The organism is Spongiimicrobium sp. 3-5 (genome assembly GCF_046557915.1).
GTDB lineage: Bacteria > Bacteroidota > Bacteroidia > Flavobacteriales > Flavobacteriaceae > JBHEBG01.
Window position 1 is genome coordinate 57,015 of sequence record NZ_JBHEBG010000006.1, and the last position, 24,252, is coordinate 81,266.

Genomic DNA, 24,252 nt, shown 5'->3' on the forward strand with positions numbered 1-24,252 from the left:
TAAACCATTGCCGATTATGGCCGTTCAGGATTCTATTGTTGCACCAACGTTGCCTCCAAATATTATAAGAGATACCACGGCGGTAGATTCCGTAGCGGCAGATTCCTTAAATGGCGAAAAGCCATTGTTATTGGACAAAATAAAGTACAAGGCCAAAGATTACGTAAAGCTAAGTCAAAAAGACCAAAAGATATACCTGTACAACGAGGCGGAAATATACTATCAGGATACCGAATTAAAGGCCGGTATCATTATTATGGATTACATAAAGAACGAGGTATATGCCGGGCGCATTAAGGATTCTTTGGGTAATTATACGCAAATACCCTATTTTAAACAGGGTAACAATGTGGTAATACCAGATTCTATCCGGTTTAATTTTGATACCCAAAAAGCACTTATTTGGAACTCGCGTACTGAACAGCAGGCCGGTTTGGGACAACTGGGTAGTGACGCCATGAAGGTGTATGCCGAGATCACCAAAAAAGAAAACGACTCGGTCTATTTTTTAAGTGAAGGAAAACTAACTACCTCTAAAGATACTATAGACCCAGACTACTATATACGGGTTAAAAAGGCCAAATTTGTACCTAAAAAGAAAGTAATTGCAGGTTTCAGTAATCTTTATCTGGTGGATGTACCCACACCCATAGCTTTACCTTTTGCCTATTTTCCGCTTACCACAGGACGTACCGCAGGCTTAATTTTCCCCACTTTCGGAAACGACCCCAATAGAGGTTATTTTCTTCAAAATGGGGGTTATTACATACCTATAAACGATAATTTTGATTTCTCCCTCTCGGGAGATTTTTATACCAACGGAAGTTATGGCGTTCGGGGCCAAAGTCTGTATGCCAAACGATATAAATACAGAGGAAGGATATATTTTAGTTTTGAAAATATTGTTACTAGCCAAAAAGGGTTCGATGATTTTAGCAGAAGTACCAGTTACCAGATTCAGATATCGCATACCCAAGATCCTAAGAGCAATCCCAATTCCAGACTTTCAGCTTCCGTAAATTTGGGGAGCAGCAACGTCTTCACCAATTCTCTTTTGCAACAGAATTTGCCCAATACACAGGTGAACAGTTTAAATTCGTCCATTTCGTACTCCAAAACCTTTCCAGAATATCCTTCTGTGAATCTAAGCCTTACCGCTACGCATAACCAGAATACAAGAACGGATGTCGTAAACTTAACGTTGCCCACCATGCAGGCTAGTATGGAACGTATTTTTCCGTTTGCAAAACGCGATGGTATTAAAAAGGGAATAATCCAAAACATAAATTTTCAATACGACGTAAATGCCCAAAATAGTATCGTTACCAACGACGAGGATTTTCTAACGGCAAGGATGTTCGACAACGCCAGAGTGGGTGCAAGACACCGTATCCCCATAAGCACCAACTTTAAGGTAGCCAAATACTTTAGTGTTAGCGTTGGAGGATCTTATGAAGATGTTTGGACTTTGGAAACCGTAAACCAAAGTTTCGATTCCACTACGGAACAAGTTGTGCGCGATACCGTTTCTGGTTTTGATAGGTTTAACCAATATAGTTTTAGTACCAGCATTGGCACCACGATATACGGAACCTTTGTCTTTGGGGAGGACAAAAAAATACAAGCCATCCGTCATACGATGAGGCCAACAATAAGTTATGGCTATGCACCCTCCTTTGATCAGTTTTATGACGAATATTTAAACACGGTTACTGGCGAGGATGTGCAGTTCACCCGTTTTCAGGGAAGTTTGTATGGCACACCAAGATTGGGAAAATCCAATGCCATGAGCTTTGCCATTGCCAATACCTTGGAAGCCAAGGTACGCGACAAGGATTCTACGGCCTTGGAGCCTAAGAAAGTTTCTATTTTGAGTAATTTAAATGTTTCCACTGGGTACAACTTTGAAGCAGATTCTTTAAGAATAAGTCCTGTTAATATTACAGGGGGTACCACAATACTGGACAATAAAATGTCTATAAACTTTGGAGCCAATCTAGATCCGTATGCCATAGATAACAATGGTAGGAGAATAAATACCTTTAATATTGATAACGGAGGCAGTCTTTTTAGGTTAACCTCTGCAAGAATGAATATAGGTTATTCGTTAAGCAGTAAAACATTCGACAAGGACAAAAAGGACGAAGAGGAAGAGGAGGATCCCTACGATTATGTAGCTGCCAGTGGAGGACGTACCGATGATCTTTTTGGAAAGGCCAACGATTTTGAAAACGGACGTGGTTTCAATGATCGGGACGACAAGGATTCCGATGATATTGAGAACCCGTATTACGGCACCAAATTACCCTGGGATCTAAGGTTACAATATGCGGTAACCTATAGTAATTCTAACAGGCAAAATGAATTTACCAATCATTCCCTAATGTTTTCGGGCAACGTAGACCTATCACCTAGATGGAAGGTAGGTGCTTCCTCTGGTTATGATTTTAAGAACAAAGGTTTTACCTTAACCCAGTTACGCTTTGAACGAGACTTAAAAAGTTTTAGAATGAATTTTAACTGGACTCCTTTTGGCGGTTTTGAACGGTGGTACTTTTTTATTGGGATAAAAAGCTCCATCCTCAGCGACCTTAAATGGGAGAATAGAAGTCAACGCTAACATTCTTAATACAGTATCCTATGAAAAAAATAATCACTTCTTCCAATGCACCAGACCCAATAGGTCCTTACAATCAGGCAATTCTTAGTGGAAATACCCTATATGTTTCCGGACAAACCCCTATGAATCCTGCCACAGGAAAACTAGTACAAGGAGATATCAAAGCCGAAACAAGGCAATCCATGGAGAATATAAAGGCAATTTTGAATGAGGCAGGTATGACCTTTGAAAATGTAGTGAAGGCTTCAATCTTTGTAAAGGATATGCACCAATTTTCTCAGGTAAATGAAGCCTATGGCGCCTATTTTGATGCTGCCACAGCCCCAGCAAGGGAAACTGTGGAGGTTGCCAATTTACCTATGTTCGTAAATGTGGAAATCTCTATGATCGCCGTTAAATAGTATCTCTGTGAAATTCCATTAAGCCATCAATGGGGCGTCTGCGTATTTGACCCATGATTAAATCGTTACGCTCAATAACCGTAGTCAGTTCTTCACTTAAGAAATAGGCAATGCTACCCACAAAATTAATAGGAACCTTGGTGGCAAGTTCAAATTGCATGATGTTGTTATTCACAAATTGCTGAAAGCCCTTGTCTATAACTCCTTTGCAATAGGGATGATCTTTGTTTTCTATTAGAAAACGCGCAAAGGTGGCCAAATATGTATTAGGGTTGGGTTGTTTGTATAGGTTTTCCTTAATAACATCCGCTTCCAAGTCGTATTCTTTCTCAAATTTTAAGGCCAAAGATTGCGGAATTTTGTGGAAATAATAATCGCGCAATAACTTTCTACCAAAAAAATTACCACTGCCGTCGTCCATAAGTATATAACCTAGGGCTATTACCTTCTGAAATAGTTGGTGTCCGTCATAATAACTACAGTTAGACCCTGTGCCCAAAATACAAACAATTCCTTGCTCTCCTATCTTTGTAGTTGCATATACCGCGGCAAAAGTATCTTCTTTTATATCGGCTTTGGCGTTAGGGAAAAAGACACTGAAAATTCCTTTCAAAAATCTTTTCATACGGTCCGTGCCACATCCGGCACCATAAAAATATAGGCCTTTTACCTTCTCCCTATTTTTGGAAAGTTCAAAATTATTAGCCAATCTATCCTCTATTACCTCACGTGTAAGCACTTCCGGACTTAGTCCCAACGTTTGCGTTAAAAACAATTGGTTTCCTTTCTCATCCAGGGCTATCCAATCGGATTTTGTAGCGCCACTATCAACTATCAATATCATAGACCTATATTAAAAAAATCCAAAAGAGACCATTGATATGGTCCCTTTCAGACTGTATTTGAACTTTAACCTATTACAGGTTGTTTACGTATTGTGCCAAGTCTACCAGTTTATTAGAGAATCCGGCTTCATTGTCATACCAACAAATAAGTTTAAAAAATTTGGAATTCAGCTCAATTCCGGCACCGGCATCAAAAATGCTGGTACGGGCATCGCTTACAAAATCTTGGGATACCACGGCTTCTTCGGTATAGCCCAAAACTCCGTTGAGCGCTCCTTCGGATGCCGCTTTGAAGGCCTTTTTTACTTCTTCATAGGATGTCTCTTTCTCTAGACGTACGGTTAAATCCACTACGGAAACATCTGCCGTAGGTACTCTAAAGGCCATTCCGGTTAGTTTTCCCTTAAGTTCCGGTATTACCTTGGTTACTGCAACCGCAGCTCCTGTAGATGCCGGAATGATGTTTAACATAGCACTTCTACCACCTCTCCAATCTTTTTTAGAAGGGCCATCTACCGTCATTTGAGTTGCCGTGGTGGCATGTACTGTGGTCATCAATGCTTCTTCTATACCAAAACTATCATTTAATACCTTGGCCATGGGCGCTAAACAGTTGGTGGTACATGAGGCGTTGGATACAATGGTATCGGAAGCTTTTATACTGGTATGGTTAACTCCCATTACAAACATTGGAGCATCTTTGGATGGCGCAGAAATAACTACTTTCTTGGCACCGCCATCAATATGGTACTGTGCTGTTTCCAAGGTTGTAAAGATACCGGTGCACTCGGCTACGATCTCTGCTCCTACTTCATCCCATTTTAAGTTTTTAGGATCTCTCTCTGCCGTAATTCTTACAGTCTTACCATTTACTACAAGATTTCCTCCACTAACTTCAACGGAACCTTCAAACTTTCCGTGTACAGAATCATATTTCAATAGATATGCTAAATGTTCCACATCCAACAAATCGTTGATGGCAACAACATCCACATTATCGCGCTTTACAATTGTACGGAAAACCAACCTTCCAATTCTCCCAAATCCATTAATTCCTATTTTCAAACTTGACATCTTTACTTTTTTTTTGATTAAAATTATGTAGTCATTATATCGGATACTCTAATAAGTTCCTTGTCTATTTTTGTATGTCCCTTTATCGCCTTGCTTATAGGCGTAAGTGTTATTTTGTTGTCTTGTATGCCTACCATCAGATTACTTTTGCCCTCTAGCAGTGCTTCAACGGCCCTAACCCCCATTCTACTGGCCAACACCCTATCAAAGCACGAAGGGGATCCTCCTCGTTGCATATGGCCTAAAACGGATACCCTAACGTCGTAAATGGGAAGATGTTCTTCTACATACTCTTTGAGTTCAAAGACATTTTTTCCAATTTTATCACCTTCGGCAACTACTACGATACTCGAAGATTTTCCTGATTTCTTGCTACGCTTTAGAGAATCTAACAAACGTTCCAGACCGAGATTTTCTTCCGGGATCAAAATTTCTTCGGCACCTGCCCCAACTCCTACATTCAGGGCAATATGCCCTACATCTCGCCCCATAACCTCAACAAAGAAGAGTCGGTTATGCGAACTTGCCGTATCCCTAATCTTATCTATAGCTTCTACCACAGTATTTAAGGCTGTGTCGAAACCCAGGGTGTATGTAGTTCCAAAAATGTCATTATCAATGGTTCCAGGTATACCGATTACCGGGAAATCATATTCTTTATTGAAGGTAATGGCGCCTGTAAAACTGCCGTCACCACCGATAACCACAAAAGCATCTACCCCTTCCTTAATTAATTGTTCGTGCGCTTTCTTTCTGCCTTCCGCAGTCCTAAATTCTTCACAACGGGCAGATTTAAGAATAGTACCTCCCTTATTGATGATATTATTTACGCTTCTGGCATCCATTGGCTTAAAGTCGCCCTCTATCATTCCTTCATATCCTCGGTAAACTGCCACACATGCTACTTTCATATAGGCACACGTACGCACCACCGCTCTAATTGCAGCATTCATCCCCGGAGAATCGCCGCCCGAGGTAAAAACAGCTATTTTCTTTATTTTGGAAGCCATTAAAAATTTTAAGAGCGTAAAACTAGGAAACTTATTCCAATAAAGGTATGACGTAGGGTGCTATTTTAGTTGAATCGGAAACTTCAAACGTTTTCGTTAACAATTTTTCATTTTATTCGTAGAATTATGAGGAAAAAGTAATCCCGAAAGATAGAAAATTAGTCGCGCCCGTCGGTTTTTGGATAAAATTGTATTAAGCTATCTTTTCCCATAACGGATCTGGAGGTTGGATCGGATTTAGGAGCGGTCTCTTCCCTTTTGGATTTACTTTTGAAAATTTTGTCCATCAACTCCTTAAAATTATCAAAATCTACCTCATATGAAAGGCCCAAGCCCTGGGTATATCCTTGCCTATCCGCTAAAAACTGCTGTATCTCGTTCTCTCTATTGAATATCTTAGCACGTAGGGTCCCTTCTTCGTTGAGCAGTACCTGCACCTCTACATCCCCTGCCACCACTGTTTCGCTTACCCCACCAACCGGCACACCAAACTTACCGTTGAACAGGATCTTGTCACTTATTTTCGTGGATACGGTAACCCCTATCCTATTTTCTGTCTGTATATCCGCATTGGGATCCAAGTAGCCTTGTTCGTACGATACACCAAGGTCCAATTTGCTATTTTCCCCCGCTAGCACTTGGTTTAAAAGTCCCGATGCCGTTTGGATAAGGTTACCGGTAACGGCCTGTTGGTTAAGACCGCTTCTTTCATTTACAAAAGTTCCCTGTGCCAATAGAAAAAAGGCATTACGCTCTTCTACCGTAGGGTCTTGCAACCGATATTCGAGCTCAGATTTTACTATGGAATTGGTGCCGGGAAAATCTACATTAAAATCTATATTGGGTCTTTCCAACTCCCCGGTAAGCCTAACCACAACATCGGTAGGAATTCTTCGGGTGTATTCAGCATTGTCCAGCAGCGGAGCAGGATTGGCGTTTAAGGAGTATTTGGCTTCCATATTCAATTGTGCTGAAAGGGGGTCTCCTTCCCAAAGAATGGTTCCACCCGGATTTACGGAAAACGTCCGGTCTATTAAACCTCCAAATTTATAGTTATACTCTCCTGTTACGGCCACAAATTCGCCATACATATTAAATTTACCATTGGTGTTTATCTCAATTAGTAAAATTCCTTCCCCAGTACCTTTTAATGAGCTACCTGTCCTTGGGTCTACAACAATTTCTACTTCGGCATCGGGGGTAACCGCCAAGTCAAAAGCCAGTTCCAACCCTTCATAGTCCCTAAGGATACGTTGTTCCTCTATGGTCCTAACATCGTTTCGTTCAATAAAATTAATAAAGGAATAATCCCCAACACTGGCAACATCACTAAGGGGTATTTTTAGGGAAGTGCCCCGTGCCGTTGATCCATCGACGGTTATATTCAGTGCGGTAGTAGGCCCAAACACCCTTCCCGTACCATTAAAGAAGCCGGTACCGTAGTACAACACTTCTTCCTCAAACCCCGTGTTTAGAATTAGAAACCTATCATTATTGGTGTTAACATCCAAATCTAAATTCCAATCCCCAAAGGCAGTATGGTTTATTGTACCGTCCACGGTGGCTCTTGTGTTCATGGCAACATCGGTGAGTCCAATATTTTCAAAGTAAAAGGTCTGATTAAACAATTGTACCCGCGAATTTGGTGCAAAACCATAATCCACATTTAGATACGGTATGGCCAGACCAGCATTATTAAGGGTAAGCAATCCACTGATATCAGGATTATCCACATCGCCGGTTATTCTGGCGCTACCATTTATATTTCCACGAATTTTAGTAATTACCCCCTCGCCCAAGGGACTAAAAGGTGCCATTTCAAAATCGTTGAAATTAGCCAGCAAATTGGCCTTGGGAATTTTACCTTTATTAGTGATGTTACCGATGACGCTGAACTTCTCCCTTCCCTGATCGGTAATTTGCGAGTTCACTACAAAATCGGTAAGATCCCTATTACCTACAATACCAATGGAAAGATCACCTAAAGGCATACTATTGACCGCAAAATCGGAAATTTCCAAATTGGACGAGGGTAGGTAGATATTATCTTTCTGCAATATGTTTAGGGTACCGTTTACCTCGCCTTGTAATTTTAAACTATCAATGGCTGGCGTAATTTTATCGAGCGATACAATTTTAAATTGAAGCTCAAGATCTTTGTAGGTAGAATCTGCGAGTTGTCCGCGCAACCTAATTTGTTCTTGCCGGTTGTTGTTCATCACTATTTCTTCTATAGTAATGCTATCCAGGGTCTTGTTAAGGATAACTTTGTTCTTTCTATTTCCGTCCTTGTTTAGTATCCACTTGTTGCCCTTAAAACTTATATCCGAGGTTTTTAATCCTATTACGGATTTGTTCTGCTCATTAAACGTATGGTAGAAGTTAAGGTTATAGCTATCGTCATAAAGACTGCCCCCCTTAAACTCCGTCCTAAAGAACAAGGTATCTTTTAGGGTAGTGTTTATAAGGTTGAAATCTTGCACGTCATAATACAATGTGGAAACATCCTGTACGGAAACAAAGGTGTTGAACAAGGGGTTTTTATTATCGACCTTTATATCTATATTGTCTAGTTCATTGCCATAAGCAGCTATGCTTGGCGACTTGAAGGTAAGCTTAAAATCTCCCTCATCGGCAATGATATTGCCCCTTATAAATGTGTTGGGGCCAAATTTCACTTCAGGAAAAAATACATCTACGATCTTGTTATAAATCTTGAAGTTAAATGCCAGATTTTGTCCCTCGGAAATCTCATAGGGCTTGTAATTGGTATAAATACTACCTATGGAATTTTGCACCAATTTACCCAGTTCGCCCACTTTAAAATTACCTCTCATAAACCCGGTAATGATATCTGGTGAATTAATATCTATGGTTCTTGTAGAATCGTTCTCAAAATTGGAGGACACCTTAAAATCCTCAAAATAATAAGTGTCGTTTATATTTTTGAAGTTGGTCTCGGAAAATTTAATATCCCCTACGATATTATCCAATGAATTTCCGGTAATATCCATATTGATATCGCCCTTAAATATGGAGATGCTATCGTTTATGAAATTCAGCTTTTTAAGGTCGGCATATGCTACGGACGCAATAAAATTGAAGCTATTGCGACGTCCTCCGCCAAAATCTGCCAATCCCTTAAAGTCGAACTTTAAGTTTTCGTCATTACAATTCACGGTACCATCGAACAACTGTTCTTTAATGATACCCGAAACTTTGAGGTTTTTGTATTCATAACGGTTAAAAACCAACGAATACACCTCTCCGATTACCTCCGTATTCAGATTTTCCTGTACAAAACCTCTTCCCTCCACATTGAAATCTAAATTGGTCTTTCCCATTCTTGGGTCGTTCAGAAATTCTCCAATGTCAAAATCAATGAAAGAAACAAATCCTTTGTAAGAAGCATTGTCAATATCATTGATCTCACTAAGATCCAAATCAGAGTAACTACTTCCTATAGCTGTATTTAGGTTAATCTGCGCATTAATGGAATTCTCGGTGATAACGGCATCCCCCCGTATGGTAAACTGTCCTAATTTCTGAAAGGAAGAAGGAAGGGATTTTCCCAAAATATTAGGCAGTAGGGCCCTAAGCTGATAATAGCTCGATGTAACGTTCTTCATATCCGCGTTCAACTCGAACGGATCGTCTTTACTAAAAAGATTTTTAAAATTGAAATCGCCCCGGATACCTGTATTATCGGATTGTAGAAAAAGCTCCTCGGTGTTCAGGTCATTGAGCACTCCATTGATGTTGGATGAGAATGCAACCTTTTTTCCCTTCCCAAATTGATTGTACACCAAATTAATCTCGTCCAAAGCCACCGTAGATTCTTCAAACGAAGCCGTTACATTTACCTTATCCAAAAAATTGGCAAAATCTTCCCTGTTATAATTAAAGATTAGATTTCCCTTTAGGCTAGATTCTGGTGTAAGGATATTGAGCGAATCAAACCGCATTTGTTGTTTGGTGTATTTAAAGGAAGTTGCAAGTTTCTCAATTTCTAGACCTTCCTGACTTTTAAGCGACAAGGATTCTATAACGGTGGTTACTTCCGGTCCAAGTATTTGGAAATCCTCGGCCTGGATATGCAAATCCGTAAAATCCAATGTCTTTGTGTTTTCCAGATTCTCATCGATCAGTCGAAACCAACTCTTCTCTATTTCTACATCGGAAGAAGAAAAAAAGAAGGGTGGGGTTCCTGGTTCCCGTGGTTTTCCATCGTCTAACTTATCTATAAAAACACCCAGATTGTTGTCGTCAGCGCCGGCATAGGTCTTTAGTTTAAAATTGAGTCCTTCAACGTCTATATCACCAAACTCCAATTTTCCATTGGCCAAATTCCTTGCACTAAGGATAGAGGTTGTAAGCTGATCAATATAGAAAAGGGTATCTTTTTTATAATCTTCTATATAAATACCTCTAAGCGAAGTATCTAAAGTAATTAAGGAAACACGAAGGCGCTCTATATTTATATTGGTGCCAAACTCCTTGTTTATGGAATCTGTGGCGTATTTGGCAAAGCTGGTCTGTACTATGGGCAAGGACAATACTATAGAACCCAATACGATGATCATTAAGATAACCAAAAGTAATCTTACCAGTATTTTCCTTAATTTTTTGATAGGGCTTTTATGTTTTACTTTTGTACAACCAATTTTTATTCCAAAACCTAGTGGAAAAAAAAAATATTTACATACTTGCTATCGAATCTTCTTGTGACGACACCTCCGCAGCGGTATTGTGCAACAAAAAAAAACTGAGCAATGTGGTGGCAACGCAAAAAATCCATGAGGAATACGGGGGGGTTGTTCCCGAACTTGCCTCACGGGCACACCAGCAAAATATAGTGCCGGTGGTGCACCAAGCGTTGTCCAAGGCAAATATCGATAAAAAACAATTATCAGCCATAGCTTTTACGAGGGGACCTGGTCTTATGGGTTCTTTATTGGTAGGTGCTTCATTTTCCAAATCACTCGCACTTGGTTTAGATATCCCGCTAATAGAGGTAAACCATATGCAGGCGCATATTCTGGCCCATTTTATTGAGGAGGAAGGGGTTAAAACACCACCATTTCCCTTCTTGGCCATGACCATTAGTGGCGGCCACACACAAATTGTCCTGGTACGCAACTACTTTGATATGGAGATTTTAGGGGAAACCTTGGACGATGCCGTGGGCGAGGCATTTGATAAAAGTGCAAAACTCCTTGGATTACCATACCCTGGTGGCCCTTTGCTAGATAAATACGCACAGTTGGGAAACCCAAAAGCATTTCCATTTCCAACCCCGAAGGTGGCGGGGTTAGACTTTAGCTTTAGTGGATTAAAGACCAGTATCCTATATTTTGTCCAAAAGAACGTAAAACAAAACCCTGAGTTTTTAACGGAACATTTGAACGATATATGCGCTTCCATTCAGTATACCATCATTAAAATACTTATGGAAAAACTAAAGAAGGCTGTGCAGCAAACCGGTATTAAAGAAATAGCTATCGGCGGTGGGGTCTCGGCCAATTCGGGCATACGAACCGCGCTTAAAGAATCTGAAAAGACTTTGGGTTGGTCTACATACATTCCCAAATTTGAATACTGCACGGACAATGCCGCTATGATAGGTATTGTTGGCTACTTAAAATACAAGGAAGGTGCATTTACGGACCAACGGGTCACTACCAAAGCCAGGTACAGTATTTAAAAACCAAAATCGATAAATAACCGCTAACTTTAACCCAACAACCCTAAACTTAAGCAGATGGCTTATAATGAGGATTTAGCAAACAGAATACGAATTACCATCAAATTGTTTCCGGAGGACTTTACCGAAAAGAAAATGTTCGGAGGGCTGTCCTTTCTTTACAAAGGTAAAATGACCGTAGGCGTAATTAAGGAAGAGCTGGCAGTACGCGTAGTTTCCGATAAAATAAACACCGTTTTAAGTGAAGGTTTTGCGAGACCCATGGATTTTACCAAACGTCCAATGAAAGAATTTGTGTATGTATCCCCAGACGGATTTAAAACAGAGGAACAACTTTTGCATTGGATAGAACTTGGATTAGAGCACGCAAAAACCAAACTATAACACACCCTATTTTATGCAACTCTTTTACAACTCCAATCTGGATTTAAGTATTTCCCAATTTACTTTCCCGGCAGAAGAAAGCAAACATATCGTTAAAGTACTTCGTAAAAAAGAGGGCGATATGGTATATATCACCAACGGTGTGGGCTATATTTTTGATGCGCGGATAATAGTGGCAGACCCCAAACGTTGCAAGGTAGAAATAGTGAATACTACTAAAAAACACCCTAAAAGATATCACTTACATATGGTGGTGGCCCCTACTAAAATGAACGACCGTTTTGAATGGTTCTTGGAAAAAGCCACCGAAATTGGGGTACACGAGATTACCCCGATTATCTGTGACCGCTCCGAAAGAAAGGTAATTAAACAAGAGCGGATGCAAAAAGTAATCCAATCGGCCATGAAACAATCATTGCAGGCCTACTTGCCAAAACTGAACAAGGCCATTTCATTTAAAGACTATATGAAAGAGCCGCAAGATGGGCTGCTTTTTATTGCCCATTGTGATGACGGTGAAAAAATGGAGCTCAAAAGACGTGTAGCTCCAGACAAAGATATCACCATACTTATAGGACCAGAAGGCGATTTTTCGGGTAAAGAAATAGACACGGCCCTTAAAACCGGATTTTTGCCGGTATCCCTAGGGGAAAACCGCTTGCGGACAGAAACCGCGGCTATTTTCGCCTGTACGGTTGTAACCATCATTAACAACGGTTAATTAAGGATTGTAAAAAAAATTCCGCACTCCAAACTGCTGAACAAAACAGCCCGAAGTGCGGAACAACAACAAACATCAAACACTTACCTTTTTACTTCAATTTTTGCTGCACCGGTTATATCATAATCCGCATTTTCCAAAAGCAGCATTAATCTAATTTTTTCATTGGGCCCTACATTTTCGGGGATGCTTAAATAAGAAGAGCCCAAAGCTTTGCCCAGGGCAATGGTTTTCTCCGATACCACAATATTACTATTGGTAAGGGTCCTATTTCTATTTTCTCCGCGTTTTACCTCGGTAATTTTTTGGTCCAATACCAAAACCGCCCTTATCTTTTTACTGGTTATGTTTCCCTCAATACTATAATCAAAACTCAAACTTCTTGTATTGGGCTTAAGATTTGAGATTTCTATCTTGTTCGTGGATTTTAGGTCGCTATAAGCGCTTATTTTACCATACATCTTGGAAGCGCTAGAACCTACAAAATGTTCTTTACCATTTACTACCACTTGGGGGGTGTAGTTACTCCTATTCCTAAATTTAAGGTTATATTCCCTTTGTTTTTGGGCATATTTAGAACTACTGAAAGGATCTGTCCATCCGATATAATTCCAGTAATCTACATGGTAAGACAGGGCAAATACCTTGTCTTTGTATTCTTTTTTAACTCTGTTCAACAACTCATCTGCAGGAGGGCAACTAGAACAACCTTGGGAAGTAAACAATTCCAAAACTACAATAGGGTCGTAAACAGCTGCTTCCGGTAACTTTTCATTGGTACTGGCAGTATACGTAGCCGAACTCAGCGTTGTAAACGCCATAAAACCCAAACTGACCAAAACAATTGAGGGAACTATAATTTTTTTAAACATGAGATTTGTTACTTTTGGTTTATTATAAGTTCGATCGTACATGAAACTACTTACGCTACTCGTCTTCTTTTTAACTTTTTTTGGGAAAACTACCCTAAATGCCCAAGAAATTGCTATCCTAAAATATGGAGGGGGTGGAGATTGGTATTCCAACCCTACAGCGCTACCCAATCTAATCCAGTTTTGTAATGATAATATTAATACCAGAATTGCGCTCAGACCAAAAACAGTTGAGGTTGGCAGTACCAACCTTTTTCAATACCCCTATCTGCATATGACCGGGCATGGCAACGTCTTCTTCTCTGAGGATGAAGCGGCTAACCTAAGGACCTATCTACAGTCTGGCGGTTTTATTCATATAGACGATAACTATGGTATGGAACCCTACCTAAGAAAGGAGTTGGCCAAAGTATTTCCGGATATAGCGCTGACCGAACTTGGGGCAGACCATCCGATCTTCGATCAGAAATACAAATTTCCCGAAGGGCTACCCAAAATTCACGAACACGATGGTAAACGACCCAAGGCCATGGGTATCTTTTATGAAAACCGATTGGTACTGCTATTTACTTATGAGAGCGACTTGGGAGATGGCTGGGAAGACCCTTCGGTACATAATGACCCACAAGAGGTTAGACTAAAGGCACTCCAAATGGGCGCCAATATTGTACAATATGCATTTAAAAATTAATACATGAACCCAAAAATAATTTCTGAAGGTATTCTAAGGGCAGTAGGTATTATCGTAGTTGTTGTCCTTTTGGGTTATTTCCTCTTAAAAATTAGTGTTGTGCTAGTCTATATTGCCATAGCGGCAGTAATTTCCTTAATTGGGAGGCCTATAGTCCTTTTTTTAAGAAGAAGGTTAAAATTTAAAAACATTCTGGCGGTTGTTTTTACCATGCTTTTATTGATAGGTTTGGTAGTAGGCATTATAGCACTATTTGTTCCGCTTTTGGTACAGCAAGGGCATAACCTGTCCTTATTGAATATAGATGCTTTGCAAGGCGATGTGGAAAATCTGTATTTGCAGATAACTGATTATTTTGGACTTAGTACCGTAGATATTGAGCAAAGCATTAAAAACTCCAAACTCTTGTCCAATCTAGATTTTAGCTTTGTCCCCAATTTTTTCAATTCCCTGATTGGTGTTTTGGGAAGTTTTAGCATTGGGCTATTTTCCGTACTCTTCATTACTTTCTTTTTTCTAAAGGATAGCCAACTTTTTGAAGAAGGTTTGTTGGTATTGGTACCCAAGGGAAATGAGGGTAGACTAAAAAAATCAATCAATACCATAAAGGATTTACTATCCAGGTATTTTGTTGGATTGGTTTTTCAAATCCTGATTCTCTTCATAATTTATACGATTGTATTACTTGTTTTTGGCATCGAAAATGCGGTAGTGATCGCCTTCCTTTGTGCCCTACTAAATCTTATTCCCTACGTGGGTCCCATCATTGGTGGAGTGCTTATGTTGGTGCTCACCATGTCGAGCAATATCGGAGCCGATTTTAAGGACGTTATTTTACCCGATACGCTGTGGGTAATGGGTGGGTTTTTAGTTGGCCAATTGGTAGATAATTTTTTCTCTCAACCACGAATTTTTTCGCAAAGCGTAAAGTCGCATCCCTTAGAAATTTTCCTCATTATTATTATAGGCGGACTTTTGTTCGGAGTAACAGGAATGATCATCGCCGTACCAGGATATACGGCAATAAAAGTGATTTTGAAGGAGTTTTTTGCTGAAAATAAGATCGTAAAATCCTTAACAAAAAATTTATAGTAAAACTTTGAATAAAGACATATTAAATACTGGTGTTCAAAGTTTTATAGACAAAAATTTAAATACTGACATCGTGTCAGTTCTGTTAAAAAAGAGTAATTTTGAGGGTGTTTCCCCAAAAGAGCTTGCAGAGCAGATCGAGGCCAAAAAAAAGTGTGCGGATAAACTTCCCTCTTGGTTTAATACGCCAAAAATTTATTATCCGAACAAGCTTAATATTGCTCAGACTTCCTCAGAAATTACTGCCAAACACAAAGCCACTTTGATACACGGAAAAGCGCTTTTGGATCTTACCGGCGGAATGGGTGTGGACAGCTATTTTTTTAGTACAAAAATGACGTCCGTAGTGCACTGTGAAATTGATCAAAACCTCTCCGAAATAGCCACTCATAATTTCACCATTTTGGGCGTCCAAAATGTAGAGACAAAAAATGGCGATGGACTCCATATTTTAAAAAACACAAATGATAAATTTGATTGGATCTATGTAGATCCTTCGAGACGTAATGAGGATAAAGGGAAAGTTTTTACACTAACGGATTCACTTCCCAACGTTCCTGAGAATTTGGAGCTTCTTTTTTCCAAGGCCAGCAATATTTTGATTAAGACCGCTCCCCTATTGGATATTTCCGTTGGACTTAAACAACTTAAGTTTGTAAAGGAAATCCATGTGGTAGCTGTTAAAAACGAAGTAAAAGAATTGTTGTGGGTGTTGCAAAAGGGATTTAAAGGTACCCTGGCCATAAAAACCATCAACATAACCAAAGACAGTTCTGAAACTTTCAATTTTTTGGACGGTCAAGAAAAAAGCGCCCTGACGGATTATGGTTTTCCCATGGCCTACCTCTACGAACCCAATTCGGCCATCCTTAAATCCGGGGCCTTTAAGATTGTAGGACAACAATTTAAGCTTGCAAAACTGCATCAACATACGCATTTATTCACCTCCGACCGATTAATAGGTTTTCCGGGAAGACGGTTTTTTGTACAACGGGTACTGCCATACAACAAAAAGACCGTTCTTGGCCTAGGCCTTAAAAAAGCGAATATTGCCACCCGTAATTTTCCCGAAACTGTTGCCACGCTAAGAAAAAAGTTTAAAATAACCGATGGCGGGGAGGTTTATCTGTTTTTTGTAACAGCGCATCAGGGCAAGCTCCTAGTGCTCTACTGTGCTAAGGCTCTGTAGTGGTACATTCCCATTTAAAATCGGCAATGGGGTCGTTAGAAGCCGCCGATAGGTTGTAGTGCCACCATTCTGTCCTAATGGACCAAAACCCATGGCTTTCCATAATCCCTTTCAACAATGTCCTATTGTCTAAAACGGTCTTGGGTAAATCCAAGTTATCATGATAGGCCTTTTTACCAAAGAAATCAAAATCCGTACCCATGTCCAGTTCCTCGCCATCCAAGGTTACCAAGGTAATATCCACGGCTCCTCCCTTATTGTGAATGGAACCTTTGACGGGGTCTGCCACATACTGGGGATTTGGGACAATGGCCCACATTTTATACTGCACGGAGTTGGGCCGATAGCAATCAAAAAACTTTATTTTATAACCTTGTTTCATAAATTGGGCATTGGCCTTTAGTAGGGCCTTTGCCGTTTTTACACGGGTGTAACACTCGGCGCAGTTGTATACTTTGGCTTCCAAAAAATTGTTCTTGGTAGCATAGCGCAAATCATAAACAAAGTCTTTACTGTAATCTGCCAAGCGCACAAAAGTTGTATCCGCAAGCCCTTCCAAAGTCTTCATTTTTACAACAACCGTAGCAGGTTCCGTTATTTTAATGTCTGAAGTATCGGGTTTTTCCACTACCGCATCCATAGGTTCCTTAGCAGCCTTGTTGTTTTTACAGGCAACTGCAAGAACAACGCTAAAAATTAGAATTACTATGTTCTTGTTTATCATGTTATGGGTTAAATTGAACTATTAAAGAGAAAAATACATCAACTTTTTCAATTCCGATACTTTTTTGTCATTTTTCAGTTAGTAATTATTCGTAATTTATTACATCTTTATAATCACTAATTATTTATCACCAATATTACTTAGATGATACACTTTCCAAAGGATTTTATTTGGGGTTCCGCAACCTCTAGTTATCAAATAGAGGGCGCAGCTTCCGAAGGCGGTAGAGCTTGGAGCATTTGGGATGCATTTGCCCATACACCGGACAGAACGGCCAACAATGAGCATGGAGATATGGCCTGTGACCATTATCACAGATATAAGGAAGACGTAAAATTAATGGCTGATCTAGGTCTTAAGGCATACCGGTTCTCCATTTCTTGGAGCAGAATACAGCCCGATGGACAAGGTGCAGTAAACGAAGAGGGGATACAATTCTATTCCGATCTCATCGATGAACTTTTAAAATATAATATTACCCCTTGGGTAACTTTGTACCATTGGGATTTACCATTGGCACTCCATACCGAAAAGGACGGCTGGCTTAATCCGGAAATAGCCGATTATTTTGGTACATATGCCGATATCTGTTTCTCGCGTTTTGGGGATAGGGTAAAAAACTGGATTACCCTTAACGAACCTTGGGTAGTATCCATTTTGGGATATGCCGATGGTGTTTTTGCTCCCGGACGTAAGTCCAAAGACGAGCCATACCTGGTTGCACATCAATTACTACGGTCTCATGGAAAAGCGGTTAAAATTTATAGGGAAAAATATGAGAAGACACAACAAGGAACAATAGGAATAACAAATAATTGCGATTGGCGCGAACCGCTCACTGATACACCCGAAGATGTAGCTGCCGCGCAAAAGGCGCTAGAGTTTTTCTTGGGGTGGTTTGCAGATCCTATTTATTTTGGTGATTATCCCAAGTCCATGCGCGATAAATTGGGCGATAGATTACCCAAGTTTTCAGAAGAGGATAAGGAAATGTTATTGGGTTCCTCCGATTTTTTTGGACTCAACCATTACACCACCTTGTACGCTGCGGACGCTCCCTCCGGACCTGCCGCAGAAAACAATGTATACGGCAACGGTGGTATTTTTGAAGACCAAAGGGTAGCGCTTAGCGCCGACCCGGAATGGAAGACCACAGCCATGCAGTGGCCTGTAGCACCATGGGGATGCCAAAAGCTCTTGGAATGGATTAAGGACCGGTACCAGAATCCTCCGCTTTATATAACAGAAAATGGGTGCGCCTATAATGATGAGATTGTGAATGGTGAGATTAAGGACACGGAACGCTTGGATTTCTTAAACGGTTACCTATCTGCCTGCCACAAAGCTATCGGCAACGGTGTAAACCTTAAAGGATATTTTGTATGGTCGTTTATGGATAATTTTGAATGGGCCTTGGGATACTCTAAACGTTTTGGCATTCATTATATGGACTACGAGACCTTGGAACGAACACCTAAAAATTCGGCTTTATGGTTTAAAGAGGTCATAAAGGAAAATGGGTTCTAGGCTAACAACATAAGGATAACCAACATCCCTCAACTCATCGTTGAAGATATGGATCACTATAAAACAAGTATTATGAACGCGCTTTCCAAACTAATCGGTGCTTTACTCTGCATTATACTGCTAACCTACTGTAAGAACCCAAAAACCGAGATTGTAAACACAGAAATAAAAAAACCGAACATTGTCCTTATTCTTGCGGATGATCAGGGCTGGGGTGATTTAAGTATTCATGGAAATACAAACTTGGCCACCCCAAACATCGATGCCATTGCCCAAAACGGGGCTGCGTTCGAAAATTTTTTCGTGCAACCCGTATGTTCACCAACTAGGGCAGAACTGCTCACAGGTCGTTATTTTGGCCGATCGGGTGTGTACGCTACCTCCGCGGGTGGGGAGCGCATGAATTTGGGCGAAGTTACTTTAGCCGAAATTTTACAGGATGCGGGGTACACTACGGCCGCTTATGGAAAATGGCATAATGGTATGCAACCCCCCTATCATCCAAATGCACGGGGGTTCCAGGATTTTTACGGTTTTTGCTCTGGGCATTGGGGAAATTACTTCAGCCCTATGTTAGAACATAATGGAGAAATTGTGACGGGAAACGGATTTCTTGTAGATGATCTTACGGATAAAGGTCTCAACTTCATAGAGAGGAACAAGGAGGTACCTTTTTTTCTGTATTTACCTTTAAACACCCCACATAGTCCTATGCAAGTACCCGATGCCTATTGGGATAGGTTTAAGAATAAGCCCCTGGCCCTTGGCTATAAAGACAGTATTAAGGAAGATGTTGGTTTTACAAGGGCGGCCTTGGCCATGGTAGAGAATATAGACCATAATGTTGGTAGAGTAAGTGAGAAACTTAAAACGCTGGGACTAGAGGAAAATACCATTGTTATCTACCTTTCTGATAATGGACCAAACTCTTGGAGATGGAACGGTTCTATGCGGGGCAAAAAAGGTTCCACAGATGAAGGAGGGGTAAAATCACCCTTCTTTATTCAATGGAAGAATGTGATAAAATCCGGGACCAAATTAAATACCATAGCCGCATCTATAGATCTGCTACCCACTCTGGCCCATTTAGCACATATAGACCTTAAAGAACCCCAAAGGCTCGATGGAAAAGATCTTGCCCCTTTGTTACTGGGAAGCAATACCAAAGTAGAACCACGGGTTGTTTACAACCACTGGGAAGATTCTACCAGCCTTAGAACGCAAAAATATAGATTGGACCATAAGAACCGTTTGTACGATATGGAGGCGGATGTGGGCCAAACAGAAGATATTGCTGCCAATCTTCCCAAATTTAGGGATTCCCTTATTGCACTTAAGAATAGTTGGAGAGCCAACGTGATGGATAAAAACAAAACCCATGGGGAAAGGCGTTTTACCGTTGGCCATCCTGACTTTATTTATACGCAACTCCCGGCACGCGACGGTATTGCACATGGTAACATAACAAGAAGCAATAAATACCCCAATGATTCTTTCTTTTCTGAATGGAATAGTACAAATGATGCCGTTACTTGGAACATAGAGGTATTGGAAGACGGTATTTTTGAAGTAGCACTCTACTACACCTGCAAGCCCGAAAACAAAGGCACGCAATTAAAATTGGAATTTGGCGATCACCAAATCCATTATACAGTGGAAAAAACACACGACCCACCTTTGAAGGGAATGGAAAATGATCGGTTTCCCCGCGCCGAATCCTATGTTAAAGACTTTATTTCTGCTAACATAGGTGAACTTACACTTAAAAAAGGTAGTGGTACCCTAAAACTATCCGCAATAAAAATACCTGGAGACCAAGCCATAGATTTTAGATTACTTCAACTTAAAAAATTATAAAACGGGGCGGTTTTAATCAAATAGGGGGCGTTCCTTTTACAATTACCACCCCCAAATTCAGTTAATAAATGACTACTACCATACTTAAGGTTCTAGTTGCCTAGTTTCTTCCGGCCATAACACCGCCGTCCACATCCCAAATGGCCCCTGTTACCCATGAACTTTGATCCAAAAGCAAGAAACGAATGGTCTTTGCAATTTCCATAGGCCTACCCACACGGCCAATAGGATGAAAATCATTAAATCCTTGCAAAGTTTCCTCAATCTTATCTTTTTCTATAAAGGCTCCATAAATTGGTGTTACTACTACGGCGGGTGAAACTGCATTTACCCTAATATTGTTAGAAGCCAGTTCCATGGCCAAATGTTGTGTAAACGAATGCAAACCGGCCTTTGCCATGGAATAGGCAGATGATGGAGTTGCCTTTATCGCTTGTTTTGCCCACATGGAACCTATGTTTACAATAGATCCTCCCCCATTATTGGCCATTACTTTTACCGCACCTTGGGTGAGAAAGAAAAATGCTTTATTGAAATTATGGTAAATATCATAATCTGCTTCGGTGTGATCTAAAAAAGATTTTGGACTAAAAAACCCGGCTGCGTTCACCAAGTATCCAAGGTTGGGGATGGTCTTGGAAATCGATTTTGAAAAATTCTTTACCTCGCTTAAATCAAAAAGGTCTAAACCTATGGTCTGTATTTCACCCAAAGAAGCCAGTTCTTCCTTGGTGGTATTCAGATTTTTATCGGCCCTACCAATTATAAACACTTCTATACCGTCTTTTAATAACAATTCTGCAGTGGCCCTTCCCATTCCGGTGGTTCCACCTACTATTAATGCTTGCTTTTTCATGATAAATTTCAATTTTAATTTCTTTTACAAAATTGATCCAATAAACTCATGAAAAATGGCAATATTAAGACCATAAAGGGTAATTTAAGGAAGTAGTCCCTTAAATTCTTTAGGGTTTAATCCGGTGTGTTTTTTAAAGTACTTGCTAAAATATGTGGCCTGATCGAAGCCCAGATCATAGGCAACCTCCTTAATGCTTAATCTATGGTTAGACAACATTCTTTTGGCCTCCAAAATCTTTCTTCCGTGGACGATATTGGCCGGGGTATCTTGCAGAAACTTCTTGGAAATGGCAGTAAGTTTTTTGGCACTTACGCCAAGCTGGGAAGCGTAATGGTCTATGGTTAAAGACTCATGTATATGGACATCTATTAGTTTTTTAAACCCAACGGCCATTCCATAGTCTAAATCGGCCATAGTGCTAAGCGGTTGTACCTTTTGTTTTATTCTTTCAATTAAGGTAAGAAGTGCCTGAAAGAGAAAATAGACCTGTTGGTTGTAATTATATTCCGGGGTTTTCAGTTCGGAGCTGATCAGTTTAGTAAGTTGATCTATTTTTGTTATATCATCCTTATTGGGATTTACCCAAGAACTACCTATTTCATTGAACAAAAGATAACTTAGTTTATTCTCCGCGTCGCCATCGTATTTGTTGATGAAGGAATCATTAAAATGGAACAGATAGCCTTCATTGGCAGATTCTGGACAAAAATAATGTATTTGCCCTTTCTTAATAAAAAAGACGGTGTTTGGTTTATGATCTATGATCTCATAGTCCACATAATGTCTACCAGCAGTTGTGAACCAAAGGATTTGATAAAAACTATGACGATGTGCCTTGGTAGCGCGATCTTTGAACTTACTAAGATAGGGAGCCGCTTCTTTTAACTCAAAATGAAGTTTTGAATGATCGTCTTTGTGTAAATGGTATTGTTTAATATCCTCCACCAAATTTCAATTTTCAATAAGTTACGGCTAATTCCCAAACTGATGGGATAACGATAATTATCTGCTCCTAGGGATCTAAAGCCACCTCTTCGCTTTCTTGATAACCAATGCGTACGGCTTTAGCCCATAAATTGCCCTTTTCGGATATGGCATCTGTGTATACGCGCCAAACAGTGTCCTTATCAATTCTCCATAATATGCTCGCATCAGAAATCCCATGGGTTATTACCACACCCTTTTTGGTCTTCTCAACAACAGGACTATTGAGCTTTGGTTGTTTGCCATCTACCAACCATTTATCCATTAATTCTTTTTCGGGAAATTGACCTAGATCCTTAGTGGTGTGGATCCAATCTTTAAGTACTTCCCGTAAATGTCCCAAAGTGTCCTTAACTGCTTCCTGATCTGCCAAATTTATAAGTTCGTAAGGGTCGACACGTAAATCGTATAGCTCCTCTTCCGGTTTTGGAACGCTGAACCATTTTGCCTGTGCCTCATTTAACAGCCCTTGCCCAAACAGTTTTCGCAACCTGGGCATCATGGGCATTTGTTCCCTATATTTTACCGGCAGCGCGTTGGTTTGATCAATATTAAAATTTTTGATGTATTTATAGTTCCTAGACCTCACTGCCCGTAAGCGATCTACAGTGCCATCAAACCTATCAGAGGTGGTAAACAGATAATTCCGTTTGTTTTTATCGCTAAACGCACCAAATAAGGCCTTGCCTTGCATGCTACTCGGAGGCTTTATTCCTGAAAGTGATAAAACGGTAGGGGCCAAATCTATAAAGTTAACCAAGTCATCATTAAAGTCCTCGGTTTTCTTGTTTGAGGCAAATTTTATGATCATGGGGACTTTAGTACCCGTTTCGTACAATGCCCTTTTATACCTTGGAAACGGCCCTCCATGGTCTGCGTAAAAGAAAATGATACTGTTTTCATATAGCCCATCTTCTTTAAGCTGATCTATAATTATACCTACTTGATCATCCATCCGTTTTAAATTACTGTAGTTGACGGCTAAATCGTGTCGTACTATGGAGTCATCCGGAAAAATTGGAGGTACGGGTATGGTCTTGGGGTCCACGAAAAGCGATTCGGCCCCTTGTCTCCAAATACCGGATTCGTGACAGACATTAAAATTAAAAACACTGAAAAAAGGTTGTCCGGCCTTTCTTTTTCTCCAATGTGCCAATTCTCCACTCTCATCCCAAGCTGTTTCAAGCTTTTGAAAGTTATAATCTTCCTTGGGATTATTGCTACAGTAATAACCTTTGGCCCTTAACAATTGGGTAAACATAACGGTAGCTTGTGGTACTATGGGTGAGTAGCTGGGTATATTTATTTCGGGCTGGTTCTCAGTGCTATAGGCATTGTAGGTTCTCATATTATGGGTCCCCAAACTTGTTGGATACATCCCTGTAATAATGGCGCTGCGCGTTGGAGCGCATACCGGTACAGGAGCATAGGCATTATTGAATACCACCCCATCTTTGGACAAGGTCGCTAAATTGGGAAGCGCTATTGTAGAATCCCCATACATCGGAAAAAAATGCGGGGATTGATCTTCCGCAACCAGCCATATGATATTGGGCAGTATTTCTTTTTTGATAGGCTCATCCTTAACATCGGCACAACCTAAAACACAACCAAATGCACTTAAAAATGCAACAAAAACACCAATTTTGAAACAGCTCATATCATTAATAACTATTGGCAAAAAGCGTAACCGAGGAA

19 protein-coding genes are annotated in these 24,252 nt (G+C 40.3%); 10 read left to right on the top strand and 9 right to left on the bottom strand.

Annotation, left to right across the window (positions count from 1 at the left end):
• Window positions 1–16 precede the first annotated feature (16 nt).
• Entirely contained in the window at window positions 17–2,620 is a 2,604-nt protein-coding gene (locus tag ACEQ81_RS17260) for a putative LPS assembly protein LptD (protein ID WP_411032175.1), read from the top strand.
• A 20-nt stretch (window positions 2,621–2,640) separates the two neighbouring features.
• On the top strand, window positions 2,641–3,021 hold the full coding sequence (locus tag ACEQ81_RS17265; protein WP_411032176.1) for a Rid family detoxifying hydrolase: 381 nt from the start codon (window positions 2,641–2,643) through the stop codon (window positions 3,019–3,021).
• Here the strand turns inward: ACEQ81_RS17265 and ACEQ81_RS17270 are convergent.
• The 4 genes from ACEQ81_RS17270 to ACEQ81_RS17285 form a co-directional block, all read right to left on the bottom strand.
• On the bottom strand, window positions 3,014–3,865 hold the full coding sequence (locus tag ACEQ81_RS17270; RefSeq protein ID WP_411032177.1) for an N-acetylglucosamine kinase: 852 nt from the start codon (window positions 3,863–3,865) through the stop codon (window positions 3,014–3,016). The two genes, ACEQ81_RS17265 and ACEQ81_RS17270, sit on opposite strands and share 8 nt — an antisense overlap.
• A gap of 73 nt (window positions 3,866–3,938) precedes the next feature.
• Window positions 3,939–4,940, bottom strand: a complete 1,002-nt coding sequence (gene gap / locus ACEQ81_RS17275; protein ID WP_411032178.1) for a type I glyceraldehyde-3-phosphate dehydrogenase — start codon at window positions 4,938–4,940, stop codon at window positions 3,939–3,941.
• 23 nt (window positions 4,941–4,963) lie between these two features.
• A complete protein-coding gene (pfkA, locus tag ACEQ81_RS17280; RefSeq protein WP_411032179.1) occupies window positions 4,964–5,950 on the bottom strand; it encodes a 6-phosphofructokinase in 987 nt (328 codons plus the stop codon).
• Between the two features lie 158 nt (window positions 5,951–6,108).
• Window positions 6,109–10,533, bottom strand: a complete 4,425-nt coding sequence (locus tag ACEQ81_RS17285; protein WP_411032180.1) for a translocation/assembly module TamB domain-containing protein — start codon at window positions 10,531–10,533, stop codon at window positions 6,109–6,111.
• 98 nt (window positions 10,534–10,631) lie between these two features.
• On the opposite strand from ACEQ81_RS17285, the gene tsaD reads away from it, so the two are divergent.
• The 3 genes from tsaD to ACEQ81_RS17300 are packed head-to-tail and all read left to right on the top strand — an operon-like array spanning window position 10,632 to window position 12,759.
• Complete coding sequence (tsaD, locus tag ACEQ81_RS17290; RefSeq protein WP_411032181.1) at window positions 10,632–11,654, top strand: tRNA (adenosine(37)-N6)-threonylcarbamoyltransferase complex transferase subunit TsaD; 1,023 nt, start codon at window positions 10,632–10,634, stop codon at window positions 11,652–11,654.
• A 57-nt stretch (window positions 11,655–11,711) separates the two neighbouring features.
• Window positions 11,712–12,038, top strand: coding sequence for a TfoX/Sxy family protein (locus ACEQ81_RS17295; protein ID WP_411032182.1), 327 nt, complete (start codon window positions 11,712–11,714; stop codon window positions 12,036–12,038).
• A 13-nt stretch (window positions 12,039–12,051) separates the two neighbouring features.
• On the top strand, window positions 12,052–12,759 hold the full coding sequence (locus ACEQ81_RS17300) for a 16S rRNA (uracil(1498)-N(3))-methyltransferase (protein WP_411032183.1): 708 nt from the start codon (window positions 12,052–12,054) through the stop codon (window positions 12,757–12,759).
• Window positions 12,760–12,842: 83 nt separating this feature from the next.
• Here ACEQ81_RS17300 and ACEQ81_RS17305 read toward each other — a convergent pair whose 3' ends face one another.
• Window positions 12,843–13,631: a DUF1223 domain-containing protein gene (locus tag ACEQ81_RS17305; RefSeq protein ID WP_411032184.1), complete on the bottom strand. Its 789-nt coding sequence runs from the start codon at window positions 13,629–13,631 to the stop codon at window positions 12,843–12,845.
• 40 nt (window positions 13,632–13,671) lie between these two features.
• Here ACEQ81_RS17305 and ACEQ81_RS17310 point away from each other — a divergent pair, with 40 nt between their 5' ends.
• The 3 genes from ACEQ81_RS17310 (at window position 13,672) to ACEQ81_RS17320 (ending at window position 16,603) form a co-directional block, all read left to right on the top strand.
• Window positions 13,672–14,322, top strand: coding sequence for a DUF4159 domain-containing protein (locus tag ACEQ81_RS17310; protein ID WP_411032185.1), 651 nt, complete (start codon window positions 13,672–13,674; stop codon window positions 14,320–14,322).
• Window positions 14,323–14,325: 3 nt separating this feature from the next.
• Window positions 14,326–15,414 (top strand): AI-2E family transporter, encoded by a 1,089-nt coding sequence (locus ACEQ81_RS17315; RefSeq protein ID WP_411032186.1) that lies wholly within the window; start codon window positions 14,326–14,328, stop codon window positions 15,412–15,414.
• 73 nt (window positions 15,415–15,487) lie between these two features.
• Window positions 15,488–16,603, top strand: a complete 1,116-nt coding sequence (locus ACEQ81_RS17320; RefSeq protein ID WP_411032187.1) for a class I SAM-dependent methyltransferase — start codon at window positions 15,488–15,490, stop codon at window positions 16,601–16,603.
• Here the strand turns inward: ACEQ81_RS17320 and ACEQ81_RS17325 are convergent.
• Window positions 16,590–17,327: a M15 family metallopeptidase gene (locus tag ACEQ81_RS17325; protein ID WP_411032188.1), complete on the bottom strand. Its 738-nt coding sequence runs from the start codon at window positions 17,325–17,327 to the stop codon at window positions 16,590–16,592. The two genes, ACEQ81_RS17320 and ACEQ81_RS17325, sit on opposite strands and share 14 nt — an antisense overlap.
• Before the next feature lie 144 nt (window positions 17,328–17,471).
• On the opposite strand from ACEQ81_RS17325, the gene ACEQ81_RS17330 reads away from it, so the two are divergent.
• A complete protein-coding gene (locus ACEQ81_RS17330) occupies window positions 17,472–18,854 on the top strand; it encodes a GH1 family beta-glucosidase (protein ID WP_411032189.1) in 1,383 nt (460 codons plus the stop codon).
• 72 nt (window positions 18,855–18,926) lie between these two features.
• Window positions 18,927–20,711 (top strand): arylsulfatase, encoded by a 1,785-nt coding sequence (locus ACEQ81_RS17335; RefSeq protein WP_411032190.1) that lies wholly within the window; start codon window positions 18,927–18,929, stop codon window positions 20,709–20,711.
• A 100-nt stretch (window positions 20,712–20,811) separates the two neighbouring features.
• Here the strand turns inward: ACEQ81_RS17335 and ACEQ81_RS17340 are convergent, their stop codons facing one another.
• From ACEQ81_RS17340 to ACEQ81_RS17350, 3 genes are all read right to left on the bottom strand, one after another.
• Window positions 20,812–21,567 (bottom strand): SDR family NAD(P)-dependent oxidoreductase, encoded by a 756-nt coding sequence (locus tag ACEQ81_RS17340; protein ID WP_411032191.1) that lies wholly within the window; start codon window positions 21,565–21,567, stop codon window positions 20,812–20,814.
• Between the two features lie 84 nt (window positions 21,568–21,651).
• On the bottom strand, window positions 21,652–22,515 hold the full coding sequence (locus tag ACEQ81_RS17345; RefSeq protein WP_411032192.1) for an AraC family transcriptional regulator: 864 nt from the start codon (window positions 22,513–22,515) through the stop codon (window positions 21,652–21,654).
• Window positions 22,516–22,582: 67 nt separating this feature from the next.
• Complete coding sequence (locus tag ACEQ81_RS17350) at window positions 22,583–24,214, bottom strand: sulfatase (RefSeq protein ID WP_411032193.1); 1,632 nt, start codon at window positions 24,212–24,214, stop codon at window positions 22,583–22,585.
• Between the last annotated feature and the right edge of the window lie 38 nt (window positions 24,215–24,252).